A 23,115-nucleotide genomic window follows, 5' to 3' on the forward strand; every position below is an offset into this window, starting at 1 on the left:
GGCTACTCCGCGGCGGCGAGCGTCTGGATCTGCTGCCGCTGGCCGGTGAAGGCGAACATCGGTGCCTCGCGCAACTGGTCGGCGAAGTAGGCCGTGGTGGCCACCAGGCCGTCCTGCAGCGCGACCTTGGGCTCCCAGCCGAGCAGTTGCGAGGCATGGCCGATATCGGGCTTGCGCCGCTTGGGATCGTCCTCCGGCAGCGGCTCGCGGACGATCGGGCTGAGGCTTCCGGTCAGGGCGACGACGCGCTCAACCAGATCCGAAATGGTCAATTCATTGGGGTTGCCGAGATTGACCGGTCCCGGCTGCGGTCCGCCATGCGCCGCCAGCCGCAGGATGCCTTCGACCAGATCGTCGACATAGCAGAAACTGCGGGTCTGCTCGCCATCGCCGTAGATGGTGATCGGCGCACCCGACAGCGCCTGGCAGATCACGTTGCTCACCACCCGCCCGTCCTTGGGGTCCATGCGCGGGCCATAGGTGTTGAAAATCCGGACCACGCGAACGTCGGCTCGACCGAGCCGGTCGAAGTCGAACGCCAACGTCTCGGCGGCGCGCTTGCCTTCGTCATAGCAGGCGCGCGGGCCCGTGCAGCTGACCGCGCCACGATAGTCCTCGCGCTGGGGATGCACCTCGGGATCGCCATAAACCTCGCTGGTGGAGGTCAGCAGGATTCGCGCGCCGTGCCGCTCGGCAAGCCGAAGGAGGTTGCGGGTTCCAAGCACGTTGGTGAGCATCGTATGCTCGGGGTCCGCCTGATAATGCGGCGGCGAAGCGGCGCAGGCGGCGTTGAAGATGTGGCTGAACGGGCTGAGCGTCAGCGCCGTTGGCAGCTCGTCGATGATGTCGGCTTGCACAAACGTCAGTCGCTCGTGTCCAGCCAGGTGGGCAATGTTCTCCGAACGGCCGGTCTGGAGATTGTCGACCACCACCACTTCCGCCCCAGCCTCGAGCAGCCGGTCGACCAGGTGCGAGCCGATGAAGCCGGCACCGCCAGCAACCAGAGCTCGGCGGAATAGGGCGTCGGTGGTCATGCAAGTTCCTTCTCTGCGGTGGCGGTCCGCTGGGCGGCTTCGACCAGATGCTCTTCAAGCTCCTGCGCGCGGTGATCGGCGGTGTGGGCGGCGAGCACTCGGGCTCGCGCCGCCTCGCCGATCGCCCGCGCGCGCTCGGCGGTGAGGCCAGCAAGGGCAGCGATCACGTCCTCGGTCGACCGGGCGAGCAGGATCTCGCTGCCCGGGGCGAAGAGCTGGTCCAAGCCGTCCCAAACGTCCGAGATCACCGGCGTGGCGCAGGCCGCGGCCTCGAACAGGCGAACCGACGGAGACCATCCGGCGGCGATCATGTCGGCGCGGGTGACGTTCAGCGTGAAGCGGCTGGCGGCGTAGAAAGCAGGGTGGTCGGCCGGCGCCACATGGTCGATCCGCTCGACATTAGTCGGCCAGTCGATGCTGGACGGATATTGCGGCCCGGCCACGCAGAAGCGGCGCTCGGGAAGCGCACGCGCAGCGGCGTTGAGCAGCTTCTCGACGGTCGGCTGGCGGTCGTCGCTGTAGGTGCCTAGGTAGGAAAGGTCCCAGCGGCGGGGCACGTCCATCGGTCGGTACCGTTCCGAATCCACCGAGCAATAGAGCGGACGCGCGGCGGGGCTGCCGTAGCGCTGCCCAATCCGGCGGAGGGTAGGGCCGCCGGTGAAACTCAGGTAAACGTCGAAGCCGGGGATGACCTCGGGCGAGAGATACTCGAAGTCGCCGCGCTCCAGCTTCGCGAGCGTGACCGGCGTGTCGATGTCGTAGAAGCTGGTGACGCCCCGTGCGCGAGCCTGGACGAAGCGGGCGACCTCCACGCCCTGAGGCACGTAGGAGCCGACCATCACCGCGTCGGCAGCGACGATCTCACCCGACCAGCGCTCGAGGTCATCGAGGCTGCTATAATATTCGAGCCGGCAATAAGCGGGGTCGGCAAGGTCGCGGTGATCGCGGTACCAGGGCACATCCCGCTCCAGGAACATTATGTCGTGTCCCCGGCGCGCGAAGGCTTCGAGCAGGGCGCGAAAGGTGGTGGCGTGGCCGTTGCCCCAAGCGGACGAAAGCGACAGGCCGAGAACGACGAGCTTCATGCGGCGACCAGCTCCCGCTTGGCGGCAAGGGCTTGGCGGATGACCCGGTCGGCCTCCACGCCGCGGCGTTCGTACGTGTGTTCGGCAAGCACGCGGGCCAGCGCGTTCTGCCCGATCGCGCGGGCACGCTCCGGCGTCAGCTGGCCGAGCAGGTCGGCGACATCCTGTCCGTCGCGGGCGACCAGCACTTCCAGGTTCGGCGCAAGGAACTGCTCGATGCCTTCCCAGGCGTCGGTGATCAGGCAGGCGGCGGCACCGGCCGCCTCGAACACCCGGGTTGCCGGGGAGAAGCCGATGTTGGCCATGCTGTCGCGGGCGACGTTGAGGACGGCCAGGGGTGTGCAGTTGAACGCATTGTGGTCAGCGGTGCCGACATGGCCGATGGCCGTGACGTTCGCGGGCATCCCCTTGTCGTGCCAGCCGTTGCCGCCAAGCAGGAATCGCTTGCCGGTTGAGAGGGCGGCGGCACGAAGGAAGAACTCTTCTACCCGCGCTTCACGGTCGGGCAGGCGATTGGCGAGGAAGGCGAGGTCGCTCGCGAAGCGCGGCTCCGACGGGACGGGGTGATGGGTTGCTGGGTCGAGGGCGTTGTAGATGGGGATGCATTCGCGCGCACCCATCGACCGGTACTTGTTCACCACCGGCGGACCGCCACCGTAAGTCAGGACCAGATCAAACTCCGGCAGGCGGCGACGGAGCGGGTGGTCGGGCGCGCCTTCCAGTTCCTCCAGGGTCGCGGCAGCGTCGACGTCCCAGTAAATCCTGAGCGCGTCGCGACGCGAACAGTCGAGCACACCGTGCAGCAGTTCCTCGTCGAACACGCCGACCCCACTGGCCTTGACGACGACGTCGGCGGCGGCCGCTTCGGCAAGGACGCGGGCACAAGCGTCGGGTGTCGCTTCATAGACGTCGACCCGGGCGTAGGCGGGCGGCTCGATGTCACGATGCTGCTGCCGTTCGAACGCGTCTGGTTCGTAGAAGGTGATGTCGTGGCCATGCCGCGCCAGCTGGCTCAGCACGCCGCGATAATATGTGGCGGCGCCGTTCCAGTAGGAGCTGAGCAGGGACGAACCATAGAAGGCGAGCTTCATGCGGCGACTTTCTCCGGGGCAAGCTGGGCGACGATGCCGAGCAGCTGTTCGGCCCGATGGGCGCAGCTGTGGCGGGCGCGGATCGTGGCGAGACCGTGCGCCGCAAGCTGGGCGCGCAAGGCCGGATCGGCGGCAAGGGCCCGGAGCCGCGCGGTCATTTCCTTGCCCGTGGCGGCGACCAGATAATCCTCGCCGGGGGTGAAGAGATGTTCGCTGTCGTCCCATGGCGCGCTGACCAGCGGGATTCCGCAGGCGAGCGCCTCGAAGACGCGGATCGTCGGAATGCCGGGCAGGACGGTCGAATAGAAGCGGCGCGGCACGTGCATGGTGGCGAGGTGACGAGCGAACACTTCCGGCGCGCTGGCGTTGGGCAGCCAGCCGCGGAAGTTCACGCCATACCGGTCGAGAAGCGCGAGCGCCTCGTCAGGATAGCGGACGCCATAGATGTCGAGCCGAAGGCCGGCGTCGCGAGCAGGTCTGAGGAGATACTCCTCGATCTCGGCGGTCCGCTCGCCATCGCCCCAATTTCCGATCCAGACCAGGCCAGAGCGGTTCCCTTCATGGGCGGGCGGGTGGAAATGGCGCGTATCGGCGGCTTCGTGGAAGGTCCACACCCGCTTACCCCAACCCCAGCGCCGATAAACTTCGCTCAGCGTCTCACCGAACGCGAGAACGCCATCGTAGCCGGACAAGTCAAAGGCGCGGATGGCATCGGGGTCGCTGACGGCGCGGTGATGCGTGTCGTGGAACAGCAGGGTGAAGCGGCCGCCGCGCGCGCGGACGCTTCCGATAGACGCGACCAGCGCCGGCTCGTTCCACTCGTGAACGATGACGAGGTCAGCATCGCCGAGCAGTACTTGAGCGTCGGTGTTCGGGTCGTAAACGGTGGCCGAAAGATCGGGATAGGCATCCTGCCAGGCGGCAAGGCCCGTCTCGCCATTGTCCTGGATCAGGTTCTGGAGGCTCCACGCGCCGCGCGGCTCAAGCGCGCGGACCTCATGGCCGCGCGCCTGCAACTCACGCAGGAGGCCGCGCAGGAAGTGGGCGTTGCCGTGATTCCAGCAGCTCTGCAGGGAGTGGGTCAGATAGGCGATCTTCACGCCGCCGCCCTCCGCTCGCGGCCAAGCAGGCTGTTGTAGTGGGTCAGCATGGCACGAGCGGTCGCCTGCGGGGAAAAGCGGGTCGCGCGGGTTCGCGCCGCATCGCCGAAGCGGCGGGCCTCGTCCTCGCCCGTCAGGCGCTCCACCGCGGCGGCGATCTGCTCGGCGGTGTCGGCGAACAGAGCCGCGCCGTCCCACAGTTCGCGGAAGGTCGGAATGTCGGACAGGACCAGCGGGCAGCCGGCCTGCGCCGCCTCCAGCACCGACAGGCCGAACGGCTCGTAACGCGCCGGCGATACGAAGATCGGGCGCTTGGACAGCAGGGCGGTCAGCGTGCTCTCGTCGACCTGTCCAAGCGCCTCCGCGTGACGCAACTGGATCGCGGCTCCATTGGGTCCCTCGCTTGCTCCGGCGGCCCGGAACGGCAGGGCGGTAAGGGCGGCGGCCTGGTCGAAGGTCGCGATGTTCTTGCCCTCGTCCCACAGGCGTCCGGTGGTGAGGACGAATCCTCCCGGAGCAATCTCGCTGCCGGCGGTCAGCGGAACTCGACCGTTTGGCACGTCAATCGGCGCATGCTTGAGGCCATAGGTGTCGCGCAGCGCGGTGGCGAAGGACCGGCTGGGCGCCGCGAGCAGGTCGGAACGGCGAAGGCCCTCGGTCGCAAGGTCACGGCGCCAGGCGAGGTCGGCCGGGAGGGATCCGGACCTGATTGCCGACCACCAGGTCGCCACGCAGCTGTGCACCACGGTGATGACAGGGACGGGATAGCTGGCGAGAGCGAGCGCGGGAGCATGGATCTGGACCAGGTCCGCCCCGCTTTGCTCCGCCAGCAGGGCAAGTGCGTTGGCGGCAGCTCGGACCTCTTCGGCGCTCCCGGCGGTCCAGTCGAGCGGGAGACCCGTGTCGATCAGCTGGAGACCCGGGATGGCGGCCGCGGCGTCGAGCTGTTCGGCGTTGGGAGCCGGACCGAGCACGGCGAGCAGAACGACCATGTCGTCCTGCGCCGCGACTTCCCGGGCGAGGTCCAGCGAATAGGTCCAGACCCCACCAACCGCATCCGTGGTCAGCAGCAGGCGCCGGCGGATCACGCCGAAACCGCCATTCGGGGCGCCTCGCACAGCGCCAGGCCGCGCTCCTCCGCCAGCCAGGCGGCGAGGTCGGCGACGCCGTCTTGCCAGCTCCGCGGCTTGGGCAGGCTCAGGGTTTCGCGGGCGAGGTTCGCGTCAGCCACGAAGTAGCGCTGGTCACCCGCGCGCCAGTCTTCGAACGAGAGTTGCGGCTGACTTCCGGTAACGTCCCCGATGTGGGCGAGCAGCTGGCGCAGCGACACGGCGTTGTCGGGCCCGCCGCCAAGATTGAAGGCGTGGCCCTTGATTGCCTCGATGTTGCGCCAGGCGGCCATGTAGGCGTCCACCGCATCGCGAACATCGAGGATATCGCGGACCTGGTGCCCGTCGCCGTACAGCGTGATCGACTTTCCTTCGAGCGCGCGGATCAGGAAGTGCGCGACCCAGCCCTGATCTTCGGTGCCCATCTGCCGCTGGCCGTAGATGCAGCTCATTCGAAGCACCGCCGTCGGCAGGTCGAAGCTGCGGGCATAGTCGAGGACATATTGGTCCGCCGCGCCCTTGGAGCAGCCATAGGGAGTGTGGAAATCGAGCGGGCGACTTTCCGGGATGCCGCGCTTGCGCACAATGGCGTCGACCGGCTCGTAGCGATCGCCGGCCAGCCGGAATTCCAGATCGGCAAGGTCTCCGTACACCTTGTTGGTGGAAGCGAAGATCACCGGAATGCGGCGGCCCGACAGTCGCACCGCGTCGAGCAGGTGCAGCGTACCGCGTACATTGATGTCGAAGTCTTCGCGTGGATCGACCAGTGACGTGGTCACCGCCACCTGCGCCGCCATGTGGAAAACGGCCTTTGCCTGTCCGACGGCGGCGGATAGCGCGTCCTCGTCCCGCACGTCGCCGTGGGTGAAGGCAATCCTGTCGCCGTGGCGGCCTTGCAGCCAATCGAGGTTGCGCTCCACGCCCGGGCGGGAAAGCGCGTCGAACAGGTGAACCTGATGACCTTCGCTGGCCAGCCGGTCGGCGATGTTGCTTCCAATAAAGCCCGCGCCGCCGGTGACGAGGACGCTCTGGCGGCCGAACAACGCGCCGCGCCCGGTCACGCGACCAGCCCCCGGGCTTCGAGTTCCCCCTTGGCCTGATCGACCCGGTCGACAGCCGTTTGCTGCGCGACCCATTCCGCGAGTTCGGCCAAGCCCTCCTCGAAATCCTTGATAGCGCGGAAGTTCAGCTTGTCGGCGGCGAGAGAGGTGTCGCAGAAGCAATGGCGGATGTCGCCGATGCGGGTCTTGCCGACGATCTCGGGGTCGAGGCCCTCCTTGTTCATCGCTCGGGCGAGGCTCTGCGCCACCTGCTTGACGGAGCGGTCATTGCCCGAGCCGATGTTGAACACGCCGCCCGCCGCCCGCGGCAGCTCGAGAGAGTCCGCGAACGCCCGGGCCACGTCGCCGACATAGACGAAGTCGCGGCGCTGCTCGCCATCCTCGAAGATGACCGGCCGCTGGTTGTTGAGCAGGCGCGAGGAGAAGATCGCCAGCACCCCGGTGTAGGGATTGGAAAGCGCCTGGCCCGGACCATAGACGTTGAACAGGCGCAGGCAGACGCCTTCCATGCCGTAGGCGCCGGCCATGATGAGCGTCGTGCGCTCCTGCACATATTTGCCAAGCGCATAGATGCTGGCGAGGTTCGGCTGCTTCCATTCGGGGGTCGCGACCGGGGTCAGCGGATGACCGCGCCAGTCGAGCGGATCCCAGCTCTGGTCTTCGGACGTACGCGGCGCACGTTCCGCGTTCTGGACGAACTCGCCGCCGGCATCACGATAGAGACCTTCGCCGTAGATGCTCATCGAACTGGCGGTGACGATCCGGCGCACGGGCTGGTCGATCAGCTTCTCGGTGAGGACGGCGGTGCCGACGTCATTGACGCTGGTGTAGCGCTCGACCGCGTACATGGATTGCCCTACCCCGACCTCGGCGGCGAGGTGGATCACGCTGTCCACGCCCTTGAGCGCGCGGGTGACCGCATCTCCGTTGCGGACGTCGCCGCGGATCAATTCAACCTCGGCTGGAAGGTCTTCGGGCCGCTCGCAATCGCCGTGAACCTGCTCGATCAGGCTGTCGAGAACCCGCACCCGATGCCCTCGGGCAAGCAACTCTTTGCAAACAAAGCGCCCTATAAAGCCGGCGCCGCCGGTAACCAGAACTGTTTCGCTCACGGAATTACTTCCCCTGCAGCGGTTACGCATCTCATTCGTTGAGGCGGGAGAATGATCCTTCTTCATCTTTGTTCCCTGCAACTGCTCGATTGAAGGAACAAAGCTTCAACGGCTCTGTTATCGAACCGAAACAAGAAGGGATGGCGACTCTGTCTACGGCTCGCTTACTTGAATCCTCGGCACATTTACTTGTACGGCACTGTCGACATGCCGACGTTGGCGACCGGTTGACCGGGCGCGGCGAGGATGGCGGCCTGACACAGGTCGGGCAGGTGGAGGCCGCCGCGCTGGCCGACCAGCTGGCCGTCGAGCCGGTCACCGCTGTCTACGCGAGCCCGCGTCGTCGCACCCGCGAAACCGCCGCCGCCATCGCCGACCGGCATGGCCTTACGGTGCGGGTCGTCGATGCTCTTGATGAGGTCGATTTCGCGGCCTGGACCGGGCAGCGCTTCGGCGACCTCGACGGGCAGCCCGCATGGGACCAGTGGAATCGTGAACGGGCAACGGCGCGGGTCCCGGGCGGCGAGAGCATGAGCGAAGCGCTGGAGCGCGCGCGGGCATTCATTGAAACGGTCCCCGCGCACGGGACCGTGGTGTTCGTCACCCATTGCGACATCATCCGGGCGCTGCTGTGCTGGCGGGACGGGCGTTCGCTCAACCAGATCTTCGATTATGACGTGCCGCCCGCGTCGGTCACGCCGCTCCGCCTGCGCGCGCTGGCAGAGGTGGCCGCATGAACGTCGCGACCGCTTCCCGGCCCCTGGACCGGGCCGCAATCGAAGCACGAGTGAAGGAGCTTGGGCCCTGGTTTCACGACCTTGACCTGAACGGCGTCCGGACCTGCCCGGATCATTTCCTGTTCAACTATCCGGCCGGCAAGTTCGCCAAGTTCGCGCATGTCGTTCCGGCTGAGCTGACGGGCAAGAGCGTCCTCGACATCGGCTGCAACGCGGGCTTCTACAGTTTCGAGATGAAGCGTCGCGGTGCCTCCCGCGTGCTCGGCATCGATCATGATGAGCGCTACCTCGCGCAGGCGCGTTTCGCGGCCGAGGTGCTGGGGTTCGATGACGTCGAGTTCAGGCTTGGCGAAGTGTGGGACGTCGGCTCACTCGGTGAGCGGTTCGACATGGTCATCTTCATGGGTGTCCTCTACCACCTGCGTCACCCGCTGCTGGCACTGGACCTCATCCGCGAGCATGTGGCGGGCGACCTCATGCTCTACCAGTCGCTGACCGCCGGCTCGACCGCCGAGCCTGACGTCCAGCCCGACTATGAATTCTTCGAAGGCGTGCAGGCGCTGGCGCAGGATGGCTGGCCGCTGATGCACTTCGTCGAGCGCAGGCTTGCCCACGACCCGACCAACTGGTGGGTGCCCAACAAGGCCTGCAACGCGGCAATGGTCCGCTCGGCCGGCTTCGACATCGTCGAGCAGCCCACCGACGACGTCATCCTGGCGCGGGTCAGCGCCGAACCGGTGCGCCATGGGGGCGCCGTCTATCCAGCCAAGAATGCACGGGGAGCAGCGACTTGATCGAAGCCGCGATGATCTGGAACGAGCCCAACAACAAGTCGCACTGGGATCCGGAGATTGATCCCGACTGGTCGAAGTTCGGGGAACTGGTCACGTTGACCGGGAACATCATCGCCGAGGTCAATCCGGCGGTGAAGCGGGTGCTTGGCGGCATTTCGCCCATCGACCCGCACTTCCTCCATCGGCTCGACGGCTATGGTGCGCTGGATGCCGTGGACGTGGTTGCGGTGCATGGCTTCCCACTCGATTGGAACCTGTGGAACATCAACGAGTGGCCGGCCAAGGTCGCCGAGATCCAGGCCGCGATGCCGAACCACGAAGTGTGGGTCACGGAAGTCGGCGTCGGCTCCTTCGGCGCCGAGGAAGTGCAGGAGTTTGGGGTCAAGCGGACGGCCGAACTGCTGCTCGACAAGGTCGACCGGGTCTTCTGGTATTCACTCTACGACCTGCCGCAGGCGTGGGAGGCGACCACGCGGCACCGCGAGGCGGAAGGGTCATCCTACTACCGCCACTTCTACATGGGGCTGCTGAAGGAAGACGGCACGCCCAAGCTGGGACTCAAGGCGTTCGAGCCTTTCGCGGATCGCATGGGCCTGATGCAGTGGTTCCACTATCAGGACCACCGGCTGGATGACGCGGTCGCCTGGCTGAAGCGACTGGGTGTCACCAAGCTGCGCACGGGCCTGAGCTGGGCCGACAGCTTCCGCCCGAACGCGCTCGATTGGTTCGACCGGCAGATGGAGGCGCTTAAGGATTTCGACACCACCGTGACCTTCTGCTTCACGCCCGAGCATCGCGGCATCGCCCCGCACCACACCAGCCCACCGCAGGATCCGCGTGAGTTCGCCGACTTCTGCGCGAGCATGATCGAGCGCTATGCGCCCGCAGCCGTCAGCCAGCCCGTCGCCGTGGCGGCCGAATAAGGACAGACCAATGGACCCGACCATCAACATCGCCATCGCCGGGGTCGGCAACTGCGCCAGTTCGCTGGTGCAGGGCATTGCTTATTATCAGAATGGCGGCGCCAACGAGCAGATCGGTCTGATGCACTGGGACCTGGGCGGCTACCGGCCCAAGGACCTGAAGGTCGTTGCGGCCTGGGACGTGGACAGCCGCAAGGTCGGCCGCGACGTCAATGAAGCGATCTTCGCGCGGCCGAACAACACGACGGTGTTCTGCGACCATGTGCAGCCGACCGGCGCTGCCGTGCGGATGGGGCGGCGGCTGGACGGCGTCGCCGAGCATATGGCCGACTATCCTGCCGAGCGTACGTTCGTGGTCGCCGATGCGCCGGAGCCCGATCAGGCCGAGGTGGTGCGCGTGCTCAGGGAGACGAACGCCCATGTCCTGATGAACTATCTGCCGGTGGGCAGCCAGGCGGCGACGGAGTTCTACGCCGAATGCGCGCTCGAAGCGGGAGTGGCGTTCGTCAACTGCATTCCCGTCTTCATCGCTTCCGATCCGAACTGGGCCCGGCGCTTTGCCGACGCCGGGGTGCCAATCGTTGGCGACGACATCAAGGCGCAGGTCGGCGCGACCATCGTCCACCGCGTGCTGACCGACCTGTTCGCCAAGCGCGGCGTGCGGCTGGACCGGACCTATCAGCTCAATACAGGCGGCAACACCGACTTCCTCAACATGCTTGAGCGCTCGCGACTGAAGCACAAGAAGGAGTCGAAGACCGAGGCGGTGCAGGCGGTGTGCGAGCGGCGGCTGGACGATGAGCACATCCATGTCGGACCGTCGGATTACGTCGCCTGGCAGAATGATAACAAGGTCTGCTTCCTGCGCATGGAAGGCCGGATGTTCGGCGGCGTTCCGATGAACCTGGAGCTTCGCCTGAGCGTCGAGGACTCGCCCAATAGCGCGGGCGTGGCGATCGACATGATCCGCTGCGCCAAGCTGGCGTTGGACCGCGGGCAGGGCGGGCCGATCGAGCCGCCGGCCGCTTACTTCTGCAAGCATCCGCCGGTGCAGATGACGGACGATGAGGCACTCCAGGCAACGGAAGCGTTCATCCGCAATGAGCAGTCACCCCGCCGCGCCGTCACCAGCGACCCCGACCGTTCCGCGTTCGGATGGTCTGGCGTCGGCCCTCACACGAAACATTGATGCGCTGAGCCGCCGCCGCCAGGCGGAGGAAGAAGGGGCGAGCGGCACCGACCGGCTCGCCGCCGCGATCACCCGCTTCGCCGGTACGATGGCGTTCGTCTATGTCCACGCGGCGCTGGTTGCCGGCTGGATCGTGGTGAATGCCGGCCTGACGCCATTGCCCCGGTTCGACCCCAGCTTCGTCATCCTGGCGACGGTGGCATCGGTCGAGGCGATCTTCCTCTCGACTTTCATCCTGATCAGCCAGAACCGGGCGGCGCGGACTGCCGACCGGCGGGCGGACCTGGATCTGCAGATCGGCCTGCTCGCCGAGCATGAGGTCACCCATCTGATCAAGCTGGTCGGCGACATCGCCCGCAAGCTTGGCGTGGATGATGCGGCTAACCCGGAGTTGAAGGAGTTGGAGCGCACGGTCGCGCCGGAGGTGGTGCTGGAGCGCATCGAGGAAAGTGCCAAGGAGCCGTAGAAGCCGCCTCATTGCGTCGCCGCGCCCGTGATGACAGGGCTGGTGCATGTCCGACCTTCGCGCCTTCTTTGACGAATTGTCCGCCGCCGCTCGCGCGATCACGCTCGGCGCGCCCGTGCCTGTGGCAGACAACAAGGCTGGTGCGGGCGACTACGACCCCGTCACCGAACTCGACCGCGCGACGGAGCGGGTGTTGCGGGCAGCGATTGAGGCGCGGTTCCCTGAGGATGGCATCGAGGGCGAGGAGTATGGCCTCGTTCGCGCAAATGCGCGGCGGCGCTGGTTGATCGACCCGATCGACGGCACCCGTGCGCTGATCTGCGGATTGCCGAGCTGGACGACTCTGGTCGCGCTGCTTGAAGACGGGGAGCCGGTCGCAGGCTTCATCGATGCGCCGGTGCTCGACGAGTTGATGGTGGCGGCCGGAGGCGAGACCGCGCTTGGCGGGACCGCGCTGAAGACCAGCGGTTGCGCATCGCTTGCCGACGCTCGGCTGGCGACCACCGATTACCACCTGCTTGGGCCGGGGATGGCGCCATTCGACCGGGTTCGGCGTGAAGCGCGGGTGACGCGCTATGGGCTGGATGCGCTGGCCTATGCGCGGGTGGCGAGCGGGCACATCGACCTGGTGATCGAAAATGGTTTGAAGCCGCACGACTGGGCCGCGCTGGTGCCGGTGGTGCGCGGCGCCGGCGGGGTGGTCGGAAACTGGCGGGGCGGCAGCGACCTGTCGGGCGGCGATGTCGTCGCCGCGGCGACCCAGGCCTTGTTCGATCAGGCGGTCACGATTCTGCAACGCTAGTTGCGGGGAGGGCGCGACCTTGTAAGGTGTCGCTCGTGCCAGGTCTCCAGCTTCGCGGCGTCGCCAAATCCTTTCGTAACACGGAGGTGCTTGCCGGCGTCGATTTGGACGTGGCCCCGCGCGAGTTCATCGCCTTTTTGGGTCCGTCGGGTTCCGGCAAGTCGACGCTGCTGCGGATCATCGCTGGCCTGGAAACTGCCGACGCCGGCGAATTGATCCTTGACGACCGGCGTATCGACGGTCTGCCGCCGGGCGAGCGAGGCGTCGCCATGGTCTTCCAGGCCTATGCCCTCTACCCGCACATGAGTGTTCGCGAGAACATGGCGTTCGGTCTTCGCAACGCGAAGGTGCCGCAGGCGCAAATCGACACGCTGGTCGACGACGCTGCGCGGGTGCTGGAGATCGAGCCTTTGCTCGACCGCAAGCCGGCGCAATTGTCTGGCGGACAGCGGCAGCGGGTCGCCATTGGCCGCGCCATCGTCAAGCGTCCGCGGCTGTTCCTGCTCGACGAGCCCTTGTCCAACCTCGACGCGGCATTGCGGCTGCGAACGCGGGTGGAGATCGCGCAACTGCGGGAGAAGGTCGACAGTGCGTTCATCATGGTGACGCACGACCAGGCGGAGGCGATGACGCTGGCCGACCGGATCGTGGTGTTCAACGACCGCCGCATCCAGCAGGTCGCCGCACCGATGGAAATCTACGCGCGGCCGGCGAACCGGTTCGTCGCGCAGTTCGTCGGCTCGCCGGCGATGACGATCATTCCTGCGACTCTGGCCGAGGGCGGTCCGAATGCCAGCGTGGTGCTGGGCGACGGAACGCGGGTGGAGACGGCGGTACACCGCGACAGTCTACCCACGGGCGAGAAGGTCGAACTGGGGCTTCGGCCCGAGCATGTCCGCGTGGCCGACGATGGCGGCGCCTCGACGCAGGCAACCGTTGAATTGGTCGAGCGGCTCGGGGAACGCAGCCTCGTTTATGCCCGGCTGAAGGATGGATCTGCGGTCACCGCCGAGGACAGCGGCACGACCGTCGTCCGCACCGGTAATCAGGTCGCCCTTGCGATCAACGGTGAGGCTGCGCATCTGTTCGGTCAGGATGGCACCGGCTTTCACCGGCCCGCCGCATGAGCGCGCCCGCGCAGCGCCGCACCGAGGGGCTGCTGTTCGTTGCGCCGTTCCTGTTCTTCTACCTTCTCATCCTCATCTATCCCTTGCTGAAGGGCATGTGGTTCAGCCTGAACCGCATCGACCTGTTCGGGGCCGGACATTTCGTTGGGCTCGGCAATTATGCGCGCCTGATCGGCGACCCGGTGTTCTGGCAGAGCATCGTCAACACCATCATCGTCACCTTGATGATCGTTCCGCCGCTGACCGCCGTGGCATTGGCGCTGGCGCTGGCGCTCAATCGGGCGACCCGCGGCGCGGCCATCCTGCGCGGCATCTTCTTCTCCTCCGCCGTGCTGTCGGTGACCATTGTGACGCTCATCTGGCGCTTCGTGCTCGCGCCCGACGCAGGACTGTTGGGCGAGGTCTGGAAGTCGGCGGGCTGGACGCCCCTGCCATTCCTGTCGGACGAGAGCCTCGTGCTGCCGGCGCTCGCGCTGACCACGATTTGGTGGTCGGTCGGCTTCCCCATGCTGCTGTTCCTGGCGGGGCTGCAGCAGATTCCGCAGGATATGTACGAAGCCGCCGCACTCGACGGCGCGAGCCGGTGGACGACCTTCACCCGCATCACGCTGCCATCGCTGCGGCGAACGACGGTGCTGGTGATCATGCTCCAGACCGCGGCGCAGCTGCAGCTGTTCGGACAGTCGCAATTGCTCACCGCCGGCGGCCCGAGCGGGGCGTCGCGTACAGCCGTCCTGTTCCTGTTCGAGAGTGCCTTCGGGCGCTGGGAACTCGGCTATGCCAGTGCCGCTGCGGAAGTGCTGTTCGTGATGATCGTCATCGTGACGCTTGGCCAATATGCCTGGACCGGGCGGCCCGGAGGCGACGATGCGCGCTGAGCGCATGGGCTTCGTCGCCTGGGCGCTGGTGCTGCTTGGCGCCGCGGTCATGCTGGCCCCGCTGGTGTGGACGCTGCTGCTCAGCCTCAAGCACAATGCCGAATTGGTGGGGAACAGCGGCGCGGCGCTGCACGGGCCCTACACGCTCGAGAATTATGCGGCGATCTTCGGCACCAGCCGGACCCTGCGCTGGCTGCTCAACAGCGCCATCGTGTCGCTTGGCACGACCGGGTGCGTGCTCGTCCTGTGCAGCCTGGCGGGTTATGGTTTCGCGAGGCTCGACTTCCCCTTCCGCCGAAGCCTGTTCGTGCTGGTGCTGCTTGGCCTCGCCATTCCCAGCCAGGCGGTGATCCTGCCGCAGCATCAGCTGTTCGCGACGCTGCATCTGCATAACAGCTATCCCGGCCTGATTTTGCCCGGCCTGACCACCAGCTTCGGCGTCTTTTTCATGACGCAATATATGCGCGCCATTCCGCTTGAGCTGGATGAAGCGGCGTTGCTGGATGGCGCGTCCCGCCTGCGCATCTTCTGGTCGGTGATCTTGCCACTCACCGTGCCGGCGCAGTCGGCGCTGGCGGTGTTCACATTCCTGGGAAGCTGGAACGACTATTGGTGGCCGCTGATCTCGGCGACGCATAGCGACATGTACACGCTGACGGTCGGGCTGGCCGCCGCGCAGATGAATTATGCGCAGACGAGCGGGCTTGGATTCCTGATGGCGCAGGCGGTGTTCGCCTCCATTCCGATATTCATCGTCTACCTGATCTTCCAGAAACAGATCATCCGCGCGATGGCCGGGGCCGCGCTCAAGTGATGCGCATGCTGCTGGTTCTGGCCGCGGCGCTGGCGCTCGGCAGCTGCTCTGGCGGTGACGGGCGCACGCGCATCTACCTGCAGCGCTTCTTTGGCGAATGCGGAGCGGAATACGGCTCCAGCACCAATGTCGCCAAGGCTGAGGGCGAGTGCGGGATCATCACGACGATCACCAACGCCTTCAACGCCAGCGACCGGAAGGCGGTCGTCGATACGAACGTGATCGCCTGGCCGGGCTACCCGCAACTGACGTCGCAGATGGCGGCGAAGGACCCGCCCGACCTCGTCACCATGCACGAGAATGTCATCTCCGATTACGCCTCCAAGGGCCTGCTGGAGCCGGTCGAGCCCTATCTCAAGGCGGCCGGCCTCGATCCCGCGAGCTTCACCCGTGCCAGCCGCGAGGGTGTGACCATCGGCGGGCGGATGTACGGGCTGCCGTGGGACACGCATGGCGGACTGTGGCACATCAACACCGCGCTGTTCGCCAAGGCCGGGCTGATGCGCGGCGGCAAACCGGTGCTGCCCAATTCGGCCGAGGAAATGCTGGCCCAGGCGCGGCAGTTCAAGGCGCGCACCGGCAAGCCCTACCTGATCCAGAGCCTGGTCGGCGATCCCGCGGGCGCGGCCCGCAACCTGTATACTTACGTCATGGCGCAGGGCGATCCGGTGTTCCCGGACGCCACGCACCTCAAGGTCAACACACCGGCCGGGCAGCGGGTCGCGGCGCTGTTCCACCAGCTCACCGCCGAAGGGCTCGGCACCAGCAACATGGACACGCCCGCGGCCATCGCTGCGTTCATGAGCGGTGAGGGTGGCATCTACGCCACTGGCACGTGGATGATCGGCCAGTTCCAGCAGGAGAGCATGACTCCGGGCCGCCCGCTCTACGGCAGTTATGCGGTGATGAACTATCCGCGATTGTGGGGGCAGCATCTGATCTATGTCGGCGGCCACGCCTGGGTGGTGCCGGCCCGCCCGCGCAGTCCCGAGCAGAAGGCGGCGATCGCCCGGCTGTTCCGGTTCATGGCCGCGCACAACTTCGACTGGGCCCGCACCGGTCACATCCCTGCACTCACGGCCGTTCTCGACAGCCCCCGTTTCCGAGCTCTTCCGCACCGCGTGGACATTGCGCCGCTGGCCGACATCGGACGGCCTCTGCCCGGCTATGTCCGGCGGCAGTCGGCGGTGGAGGGCATCGTCGGCGAGGAGATGGCGGCCGCGATCACCGGGCAGAAGCCGATCCCCCAGGCGCTTGGCACGGCCGAGCGGCGCGTTAACGAGTTCCTCGGGCAGATCGAATAGGTCCGCTGCCGAGTGACGGCGCGGCCACAGGGCGTATCAATAAGGTTGCAAATCCGCGGAGCACGCTTGTTTCGCGCCCGGTCACCTGCGTAGCGTCCAGTGCATACGAATGCATGTCGCTTGAGGAGGCGACAACAGGAGGGGAAAATCATGCGATTCAAGACTTTCGCGCTTGGCTCGGCTTCGCTCGCGACCATGCTCATCGCGGCTGCACCGGCAACGGCTCAGACGGCGCCCGTCGGGGCTGGGACCAGCGGCACCACGCCGCAGCCGCAAGCCGGTCAGAGCAATCCCGCGCCGACCGATACGCCGGCTCCGGGCCAGACCGCCAACAGCGGCGATGACAATAGCGCGACCGTTGTGGTCACCGGCATCCGCCGCTCGCTGCAGTCCGCCAAGAACATCCGCCGCAACAGCGATCAGATCGTTGACGCAGTGGTGGCCGAGGACATCGGCAAGTTGCCGGACCTCAACACCGCTCAAACCGCGGCGCGCATCCCGGGCGTGCAGATCTATCGCCGGGGCGGCGAAGCCGACAGTGTGCTTGTGCGCGGCCTTCCGAATTTCACGACGACCTACAACGGCCGCGAGATCTTCACGGCCGAGACGCGCGTTGTTGCGCTGCAGGATTTCCCTTCCGCCAACATTGCCGCGCTGGAAGTCTTCAAGACCTCAAGCGCCGACTTGGTCGAACCGGGCCTGGCGGGCCTCGTCAACGTTCGCTCGCGCCGTCCGTTCGACTTCACCGACGGCCAGTTCGCCGGCTCGGTCTGGGGCCTCTACACTCGCCAGGGTCATGGCACGAAGCCCAACTTCAACCTGCTGCTGACCAAGCGCTGGGACACCCCGATGGGCGAATTCGGCGTGCTGCTCAACGGCAGCTACACCGACATCAAGTATCTTGATGCAGAGATTAGCAACACGGACTTCATCGCGGATCCGGTGATCAACGGAACGCGTGTCCGTCTGCCCGACATCCAGCGCCTGTTCTACCGTTCGGGCCAGCGTTCGCGGCCTTCGATCAATGCGGCGGTCCAATGGCGGCCGCACCAGGGGCTGGAGTTCTATTCCGACTTCCTGTGGCAAGGCTTTGCCAACGAGATCGATGACCGCCTTCTGGAAGTGCCGCTCTATGGCGGCGACAGCTACAGCAACATCGTGCTTCGGCCGGGTACCAACCTCGTCAGCAGCGGAACGGTGGTCGAGCCGTCGCAGCGAATCTTCTCCTTCCAGGGCGGCACCTTCAATCGAACCGACACTTTCCAAGTCGCGGCCGGTGCGAAGATCACCGCCAATCGCCTGAAGCTGAACTTCGACGTGGCGCGGACCCTGTCAACCTTCCGCGGCTCGACGGAATCGATCGATCGCCGCTGGAATGGCGTGGCCACCGTCAATTTCAACAATGAGACGCCCTCTTTCGGAATCACGGGCATCAACTTCGCCGACCCCAGTTCCCAGGTGTTCCAGGGCCTGTTTGAAGAGAACCAGCGCTCAGCCGGCCGCGACTGGCAGGCGCGCGCCGACGCGCAATATGATCTGGACAGCGCCTTCCTGCGCAACATCCAGATCGGTGCGCGCTACACCCATCGCAACGCGACGCGTAATTACAGCAATCGCTACGCCTTTCTGCTGCCGCTCAACATTCCGGCCACCAGCCTTCCGCTACAGTTTGGCAACTTCCGTGGCTACGATTTCCAGCCGACCTACAACTGGGCTGCGCCGACCTACGACAGCATCCGCGAAAACCTGACCGCACTGCGGCAGCTCGTGATCAACAATTGCCCCGCCATCCTGTCGAGTGATCCGAATAACGGGTGCCGCAACTACACGATCGACCCGGTGCAGGCGGCACTGCTCTATCGTGCCAAGGAGGACACCTACGCCGGCTATGCCCAGCTGAATCTCGGCAACGACAGCTTTGGCGGGCAGATCGGCGTCCGTGTTCTGCGGGTGAAGTCGGCGGTCAACAGCGGCGTGCCGACCGGCATTTCCGTCATCGACAATGGAACGACCAACACCAACGTCCTTCCGAACGCCAGCCTCAAGGCGCGGATCGCTGACGGCCTGCAGTTCCGCCTGGCCATCAGCAAGACGGTGACCCGGCCGAACTTCGTCGACCTCAGCCCCAACCCGGTTGTCGGACGGCCGATCGGAGGCGGAACGGTCGGCACGCAGAACGACCCCTATGTGGTCAGCGGCGGCAATCCCTACCTCAAGCCGTTCAGCAGCTGGAACTATGACGCTGCGATTGAGCACTATTTCGGAACGTCGGGATTGCTGACCGTTTCGGCCTTCCACCGCAACCTGAAGGGCTTCATCGTCGGCTCCTCCACCCGCGTGACGGATCCGACGCTCGGCGTCATTCAGATCAACGGTCCGGTCAACTCGAACAAAGGCAAGATCGACGGCATCGAGGTTCAGGGGCAGGCGTTCGCCGATTTCGGCTGGCTGCCGGACTGGGCGCGCGGCTTCGGCGTGCAGGGCAATGTCAGCTACCTCAAGGTGCGGATTGGCGGGCAGGCCGTGGTCGACCAGACTGCCGGCGTGTCGAAGTGGAACTACAATCTGGTCGGCATCTACGAGCGCTACGGCTTCTCGGCCCGGCTCAGCTACAATGGCCGCTCCAGCTACATCGCGACGAGCCAGAATCGTGGCGACGACCTCTATACGGAAACCGCACATCCCGCTGGCCGGCTCGACCTGTCGCTCAACTATGACCTGAGCCCGCGATTCACGCTGTTCGGCGACTGGACCAACATCACCCGCAAGGCGTTCAGCCAGGACCTGAGTTCAGCGCGCGCCGGAGCGCCGCGGGCAGACTATGTGCGCTACCTGCGTTACGATGAGAGCACCGTCTCGGCTGGCGTCCGCTTCCGCTTCGGGAAGTAATCGACGCTGCCACGAACAAGGAGGCGGTCCGCATCCAGCGGGCCGCCTTTCTTGTGCCCGGCGTCAGCGGCTCGGGCGCAGGCTCGGCGCGATGACGGGGTGGCCGTTTTCCCAGCCGAACGGGGCGATGTACATCACGCGCTTGTCGCCATCCTTGCGGCAGTCGCGGGTCGCCGCCCAGCCGTGGAAGCTGATGAAGGTACCGCCCTGGGCGCGGAACACCGACTGGTGGCCGGGACCTGACAGGCAGCCGGTCCTTCCCGCATCGGAATAGCTGTACAGGAATGGCAGCTTGGCCCCGTCGCGGCAGGGGCCAAGCGGGCCGCTGCACAGCGCGAAGTTCATCGCATAGGGGCTGAGCCGCTGGTCCTGGTTCCAGCCGAAATAACCACCCGAATAGAGCATGGCATACCCATCCGGCGTCAGCAGCATGGTGGGCGCTTCGACCACCTTCTGCTTCCATTCCTCGCGGTCGCCGATACCGAGGTCTGCCGGCTGCCCCGCCGGGGCGAGGCCGTCGGGGCTCAAGGCCATGCCGAATAGGTGGCTGGGCTTGCCCACCCGGTTTCCGTCGGACTTCCAGTACAGGTAGAGCTTGCCGTCACGGTCGCGGAAGGCGTCAGCGTCGATCGAGCCGCCAAGCTCGAATTGACAGACCAGAGGCTGGGCCGCGCTGTCGACGAACGGCCCGCGCGGATCCGGGGAGACGGCGGCGCCAATGCACTGCTTGTCCTTCGCGCGGTGATTGGCGGTGTAGTAGAGGACGTACTTGCCGCCCGCCTTGATTACCTCCGGCGCCCAGGTGAAGCCCGGCTTTGCCCAGCTGGCCAGCGTCGGCATCGCGTCTCGCTTGGAGCCGTCCGGATTGCGCACGAACTGCCAGCTGGTGAGGTCGCGACTGACCGCTATCGGCACGTTCTGCCGGTCGTTCGTGGCGTAGGCCAGATATTCGCCGTCGCCGACGGGCAGCACGAAGGCGTCAGGAAAGTTCTCCTGGAATACCGGCACGAATTGCGGGTCGGGAGCCTTGGCGGTTGCCGGACAAGCGAACGCGGTCGCGGCAAGCAGCAGGAAACACAATCGGGGCATCGGCACTCCTCAGGTCAGGCGAGGCTTACGCTGGTGGACGTGAACCGCAGCCGAGCAGTCAGCAATGCCCGGAATGCGTTATAGCCGCACTGGCCCGGAAAGAAGGCGTGGAAGAACAGCTGCGGCCCTCCGTCCGGTCCGGGCGCGACGGACGCGTGGCCAGGCGCCCACCACTCGCCCCCCGACTTGAGCAGTGGCTCCGGAAACTTCTGATAGGGTCCGAGCGGATGATCCGCGACGGCCACTCCGATGCCGTAGGCTGGAGTCGAGAAATCATTGCCGGCGTAGAACAGCCAGTAGCGGCCGGCTTGGTAAGTGACGAACGGCCCCTCGATCAGATGGCCTTCCCAGTCCTGATCATTGGCGAGCACGATGCGCTCCTCGCCGACGAACCCGCGGCCATCCGCACTAAGCCGGCGCGCGTGGATGGGTGTGGTCAGCGCTTCGACGATGTCGCCCGCCGCCATGATCTTGCTGAGCAGCGGACGAACGCGCGGCCAGTTGTCGAGCACCGCTTCGATCAACGGCTGCATCAGAAAGAAGCGTTCCATCGGCCGGCGGGTGTTGGCCCAGGGCTGGACAGCGGCCGCGAACGCGGCGGTTCGGCGGTCCTCGTCGGAAGCGAACAGCTGCGGGATAAGCCCCGGCTGTTCGCGCAGCAGCCCGGCCAGCGGGCGCGGCCAAAGTCCGTTGCTGTCTTTCTTCCAGAACAGGTAGGGCGTGCCATCCTGATCGGTGAAGATGTGGCTGTCGATCACGCCGCCGCTGGCACTGGTGCCGGGGTAGAGCACCTTGCCGCCGGTGATCAGCGGTTCGCCATTGTCGACCCACGGGCCGAACGGCGTTGCCGCGCGGGCAAGGCCGATGGCCAGCGCGTTGGAGTGCTGGCGGGCGGTGTAGGCGACCCAATATTCGTCGCCGACGCGGGCGATCTCCGGCGCCCAGAAATCGGCGACGCGTGCACCGGTTGCCGTCCAGGCGGGCGTGCTTCCTTCGGGGAAGATGAAGCCGCGATGCTCCCACGTCTTGAGGTCGCTGGAGAAGGCGAGGGGAAAGGCGTCCGGCTGGTCGTTGCTGGTCGCCGTCAGCAGCCAGCCACCATCGACCTTGAGTACGGCGGGATCGCCATAGCCGGCCCGGGTCCGTTCGCTAAGATTCTCGATGATGAGCGGCGTCCAGCGAACGGCACCTGGGTCGGGATCGTGCGGGCCCTCGAAAGCTGCTGGCGGGCGCATCCCGAAGTCGTGCGACAGTTCGGCGAAGAAGCCGGTGTAATCGTCCTGATCGGGACCGGCGACGCGGTATCGGCGGCTCTGGCCCAGACCGTGGACGGTGAAGTCGGTGGCCGTGCCGTCGTCGCTGGCGTCGATGCTGAAGGGCGGGGTCTCGTCGCTCATGTGCAAGGCCTATGCGCCCGCGCCGCGCTTGCCTACCCGCTGCGTTGCTTCGGCTCGCGAGTTGCCGCAGACCCTGGGCATGCGCCTTCTTCTCACCGTCTTCCTGCTGTTGCTCGGTTCCTGCGCGATGGCGCCGCGACCGACCACTTATGTGAACCCGGTGATCGACCAGGACTTTCCCGATCCATCGGTGATCCGTGCTGCCGACGGCCAATACTACGCTTATGCGACCCAGGGCGGCGACCCGATCCGCAACCTCCAGGTCGCGCGGTCCGCCGACCTTGTTCATTGGCAGGTGATTGGTGATGCGCTGCCGGTGAAGCCGCGCTGGGCCAGCCGCACGCAGGACTTCTGGGCGCCGGACGTCATGCGGGCGGATGGGCGCTACTATCTTTACTACTCGGCAAAGCCCGATGCCGCGTTGAACGACCAGTCGCGGGGGCTGTGCCTGGGGGTTGCCACCAGCGACCGGCCCGAGGGGCCGTTCACCGACAAGGGGTCACCCCTGCAATGCGGGCCGGGGTTCGAGAATATCGACCCGCACGCCTATGATGATCCCGCCACGGGCAAGCGGTTGCTCTACTGGGGTTCAGGCTTCGGGCCGATCAGGGTGCGCGAGTTGGCTGCGGACCGGCTTCAATTCGCTCCGGGCAGCGAAGAGGCGAGGCTGGTTGCGGCGGTCAAGAGTGACGACGCAGGTGAGTACCGCCGCCTCGTGGAGGGCGCGTGGGTAATGCGCCATGGGGGCTTCACCTACCTGTTTTTCTCAGGCGACAATTGCTGCGGACCCAAGGCGCATTATGCGGTGATGGTCGCCCGCTCACGCTCCGCTATGGGGCCGTTCGAGGCGCGGGCGCGTCCGCTCTACCTGGTGCTGGAGGGGAATGCGGCCTGGATCGCACCGGGCCACAACAGTGTCATCGCCGATGCCGTCGGACAGGACTGGATCTTCTATCACGGCGTCGATGCGCGGCGGCCACGCTCCAAGCCAACCGACGACATCAACACCCGGCGGGTCATGCTGATGGACCGGCTGATCTGGCGCGACGGCTGGCCCGAGATCGCGGGCAAGAGCCCCACCAACGGGCCGCAGCCCGCGCCGGTCACTCGCTAG

General features: G+C 66.2%; 21 protein-coding genes. 12 read left to right on the forward strand and 9 right to left on the reverse strand.

From position 1 onward, the window contains the following. Positions 1-2: 2 nt before the first annotated feature. From M8312_RS13580 to M8312_RS13610, 7 genes are read right to left on the reverse strand one after another with little or no spacing between them, the layout of a single operon-like run. Positions 3-1,034 carry a UDP-glucuronic acid decarboxylase family protein gene (locus M8312_RS13580; protein ID WP_250118215.1) on the reverse strand — a complete coding sequence of 344 codons (1,032 nt, stop codon included), beginning with the start codon at positions 1,032-1,034 and terminating at the stop codon, positions 3-5. Beyond that, on the reverse strand, positions 1,031-2,119 hold the full coding sequence (locus M8312_RS13585) for a CgeB family protein (RefSeq protein WP_250118216.1): 1,089 nt from the start codon (positions 2,117-2,119) through the stop codon (positions 1,031-1,033). The genes M8312_RS13580 and M8312_RS13585 overlap by 4 nt, the downstream gene beginning before the upstream one ends. Beyond that, entirely contained in the window at positions 2,116-3,210 is a 1,095-nt protein-coding gene (locus tag M8312_RS13590) for a CgeB family protein (protein WP_250118217.1), read from the reverse strand. The genes M8312_RS13585 and M8312_RS13590 overlap by 4 nt, the downstream gene beginning before the upstream one ends. Further along, positions 3,207-4,310 (reverse strand): CgeB family protein, encoded by a 1,104-nt coding sequence (locus M8312_RS13595; protein ID WP_250118218.1) that lies wholly within the window; start codon positions 4,308-4,310, stop codon positions 3,207-3,209. The genes M8312_RS13590 and M8312_RS13595 overlap by 4 nt, the downstream gene beginning before the upstream one ends. Beyond that, entirely contained in the window at positions 4,307-5,398 is a 1,092-nt protein-coding gene (locus M8312_RS13600; RefSeq protein ID WP_250118219.1) for a glycosyltransferase family 4 protein, read from the reverse strand. The genes M8312_RS13595 and M8312_RS13600 overlap by 4 nt, the downstream gene beginning before the upstream one ends. Next, positions 5,395-6,480, reverse strand: a complete 1,086-nt coding sequence (locus M8312_RS13605; protein WP_250118220.1) for an SDR family NAD(P)-dependent oxidoreductase — start codon at positions 6,478-6,480, stop codon at positions 5,395-5,397. The genes M8312_RS13600 and M8312_RS13605 overlap by 4 nt, the downstream gene beginning before the upstream one ends. Beyond that, on the reverse strand, positions 6,477-7,592 hold the full coding sequence (locus M8312_RS13610) for an SDR family NAD(P)-dependent oxidoreductase (protein ID WP_250118221.1): 1,116 nt from the start codon (positions 7,590-7,592) through the stop codon (positions 6,477-6,479). Before M8312_RS13610 ends, M8312_RS13605 begins: the two co-directional genes overlap by 4 nt. A gap of 140 nt (positions 7,593-7,732) precedes the next feature. Between M8312_RS13610 and M8312_RS13615 the strand changes: the two genes are divergently transcribed. The 11 genes from M8312_RS13615 (at position 7,733) to M8312_RS13665 (ending at position 19,515) form a co-directional block, all read left to right on the forward strand. Next, complete coding sequence (locus M8312_RS13615; RefSeq protein ID WP_284070183.1) at positions 7,733-8,329, forward strand: histidine phosphatase family protein; 597 nt, start codon at positions 7,733-7,735, stop codon at positions 8,327-8,329. Next, complete coding sequence (locus M8312_RS13620; protein WP_250118223.1) at positions 8,326-9,123, forward strand: TIGR04290 family methyltransferase; 798 nt, start codon at positions 8,326-8,328, stop codon at positions 9,121-9,123. The genes M8312_RS13615 and M8312_RS13620 overlap by 4 nt, the downstream gene beginning before the upstream one ends. Further along, positions 9,120-10,046, forward strand: coding sequence for a glycosyl hydrolase (locus M8312_RS13625; protein ID WP_250118224.1), 927 nt, complete (start codon positions 9,120-9,122; stop codon positions 10,044-10,046). Before M8312_RS13620 ends, M8312_RS13625 begins: the two co-directional genes overlap by 4 nt. 10 nt (positions 10,047-10,056) lie before the next feature. Beyond that, positions 10,057-11,235: an inositol-3-phosphate synthase gene (locus M8312_RS13630; RefSeq protein WP_250118225.1), complete on the forward strand. Its 1,179-nt coding sequence runs from the start codon at positions 10,057-10,059 to the stop codon at positions 11,233-11,235. Beyond that, positions 11,147-11,701, forward strand: coding sequence for a DUF1003 domain-containing protein (locus M8312_RS13635; protein WP_250118226.1), 555 nt, complete (start codon positions 11,147-11,149; stop codon positions 11,699-11,701). Before M8312_RS13630 ends, M8312_RS13635 begins: the two co-directional genes overlap by 89 nt. Positions 11,702-11,747: 46 nt before the next feature. Further along, entirely contained in the window at positions 11,748-12,503 is a 756-nt protein-coding gene (locus M8312_RS13640) for an inositol monophosphatase family protein (protein WP_250118227.1), read from the forward strand. 35 nt (positions 12,504-12,538) lie between these two features. Next, a complete protein-coding gene (locus tag M8312_RS13645) occupies positions 12,539-13,630 on the forward strand; it encodes an ABC transporter ATP-binding protein (protein ID WP_250118228.1) in 1,092 nt (363 codons plus the stop codon). Continuing rightward, positions 13,627-14,508, forward strand: a complete 882-nt coding sequence (locus tag M8312_RS13650) for a carbohydrate ABC transporter permease (protein ID WP_250118229.1) — start codon at positions 13,627-13,629, stop codon at positions 14,506-14,508. The genes M8312_RS13645 and M8312_RS13650 overlap by 4 nt, the downstream gene beginning before the upstream one ends. Beyond that, positions 14,498-15,322 carry a carbohydrate ABC transporter permease gene (locus M8312_RS13655; protein WP_250118230.1) on the forward strand — a complete coding sequence of 275 codons (825 nt, stop codon included), beginning with the start codon at positions 14,498-14,500 and terminating at the stop codon, positions 15,320-15,322. Before M8312_RS13650 ends, M8312_RS13655 begins: the two co-directional genes overlap by 11 nt. Before the next feature lie 5 nt (positions 15,323-15,327). Next, on the forward strand, positions 15,328-16,626 hold the full coding sequence (locus M8312_RS13660) for an extracellular solute-binding protein (protein ID WP_250118231.1): 1,299 nt from the start codon (positions 15,328-15,330) through the stop codon (positions 16,624-16,626). Between the two features lie 150 nt (positions 16,627-16,776). Continuing rightward, positions 16,777-19,515, forward strand: a complete 2,739-nt coding sequence (locus tag M8312_RS13665) for a TonB-dependent receptor (RefSeq protein ID WP_250118232.1) — start codon at positions 16,777-16,779, stop codon at positions 19,513-19,515. Between the two features lie 63 nt (positions 19,516-19,578). Here M8312_RS13665 and M8312_RS13670 read toward each other — a convergent pair whose 3' ends face one another. Together M8312_RS13670 and M8312_RS13675 are read right to left on the reverse strand one after the other, a co-directional pair. Further along, positions 19,579-20,604, reverse strand: coding sequence for a glycoside hydrolase family 43 protein (locus M8312_RS13670; protein ID WP_250118233.1), 1,026 nt, complete (start codon positions 20,602-20,604; stop codon positions 19,579-19,581). A gap of 14 nt (positions 20,605-20,618) precedes the next feature. Then, positions 20,619-22,001: a glycoside hydrolase family 43 protein gene (locus M8312_RS13675; protein ID WP_250118234.1), complete on the reverse strand. Its 1,383-nt coding sequence runs from the start codon at positions 21,999-22,001 to the stop codon at positions 20,619-20,621. A 79-nt stretch (positions 22,002-22,080) separates the two neighbouring features. Here M8312_RS13675 and M8312_RS13680 point away from each other — a divergent pair, with 79 nt between their 5' ends. Further along, complete coding sequence (locus M8312_RS13680) at positions 22,081-23,115, forward strand: glycoside hydrolase family 43 protein (protein WP_250118235.1); 1,035 nt, start codon at positions 22,081-22,083, stop codon at positions 23,113-23,115.

Source organism: Sphingomonas sp. KRR8, from assembly GCF_023559245.1.
In the GTDB taxonomy this organism is placed as follows: Bacteria; Pseudomonadota; Alphaproteobacteria; order Sphingomonadales; family Sphingomonadaceae; genus Sphingomicrobium.

What these genes read in the sequence shown, in the direction of transcription:
- M8312_RS13670 (WP_250118233.1), bottom strand. Translation starts at nt 20,604, where the DNA reads ATGCCCCGATTGTGTTTCCTGCTGCTTGCCGCGACCGCGTTCGCTTGT.
- M8312_RS13635 (WP_250118226.1), top strand. Translation starts at nt 11,147, where the DNA reads ATGAGCAGTCACCCCGCCGCGCCGTCACCAGCGACCCCGACCGTTCCG.
- M8312_RS13590 (WP_250118217.1), bottom strand. Translation starts at nt 3,210, where the DNA reads ATGAAGCTCGCCTTCTATGGTTCGTCCCTGCTCAGCTCCTACTGGAAC.
- M8312_RS13615 (WP_284070183.1), top strand. Translation starts at nt 7,733, where the DNA reads ATGGCGACTCTGTCTACGGCTCGCTTACTTGAATCCTCGGCACATTTA.
- M8312_RS13660 (WP_250118231.1), top strand. Translation starts at nt 15,328, where the DNA reads ATGCTGCTGGTTCTGGCCGCGGCGCTGGCGCTCGGCAGCTGCTCTGGC.
- M8312_RS13630 (WP_250118225.1), top strand. Translation starts at nt 10,057, where the DNA reads ATGGACCCGACCATCAACATCGCCATCGCCGGGGTCGGCAACTGCGCC.
- M8312_RS13650 (WP_250118229.1), top strand. Translation starts at nt 13,627, where the DNA reads ATGAGCGCGCCCGCGCAGCGCCGCACCGAGGGGCTGCTGTTCGTTGCG.
- M8312_RS13680 (WP_250118235.1), top strand. Translation starts at nt 22,081, where the DNA reads ATGCGCCTTCTTCTCACCGTCTTCCTGCTGTTGCTCGGTTCCTGCGCG.
- M8312_RS13675 (WP_250118234.1), bottom strand. Translation starts at nt 22,001, where the DNA reads ATGAGCGACGAGACCCCGCCCTTCAGCATCGACGCCAGCGACGACGGC.
- M8312_RS13620 (WP_250118223.1), top strand. Translation starts at nt 8,326, where the DNA reads ATGAACGTCGCGACCGCTTCCCGGCCCCTGGACCGGGCCGCAATCGAA.
- M8312_RS13655 (WP_250118230.1), top strand. Translation starts at nt 14,498, where the DNA reads ATGCGCGCTGAGCGCATGGGCTTCGTCGCCTGGGCGCTGGTGCTGCTT.
- M8312_RS13585 (WP_250118216.1), bottom strand. Translation starts at nt 2,119, where the DNA reads ATGAAGCTCGTCGTTCTCGGCCTGTCGCTTTCGTCCGCTTGGGGCAAC.
- M8312_RS13580 (WP_250118215.1), bottom strand. Translation starts at nt 1,034, where the DNA reads ATGACCACCGACGCCCTATTCCGCCGAGCTCTGGTTGCTGGCGGTGCC.
- M8312_RS13665 (WP_250118232.1), top strand. Translation starts at nt 16,777, where the DNA reads ATGCGATTCAAGACTTTCGCGCTTGGCTCGGCTTCGCTCGCGACCATG.
- M8312_RS13640 (WP_250118227.1), top strand. Translation starts at nt 11,748, where the DNA reads ATGTCCGACCTTCGCGCCTTCTTTGACGAATTGTCCGCCGCCGCTCGC.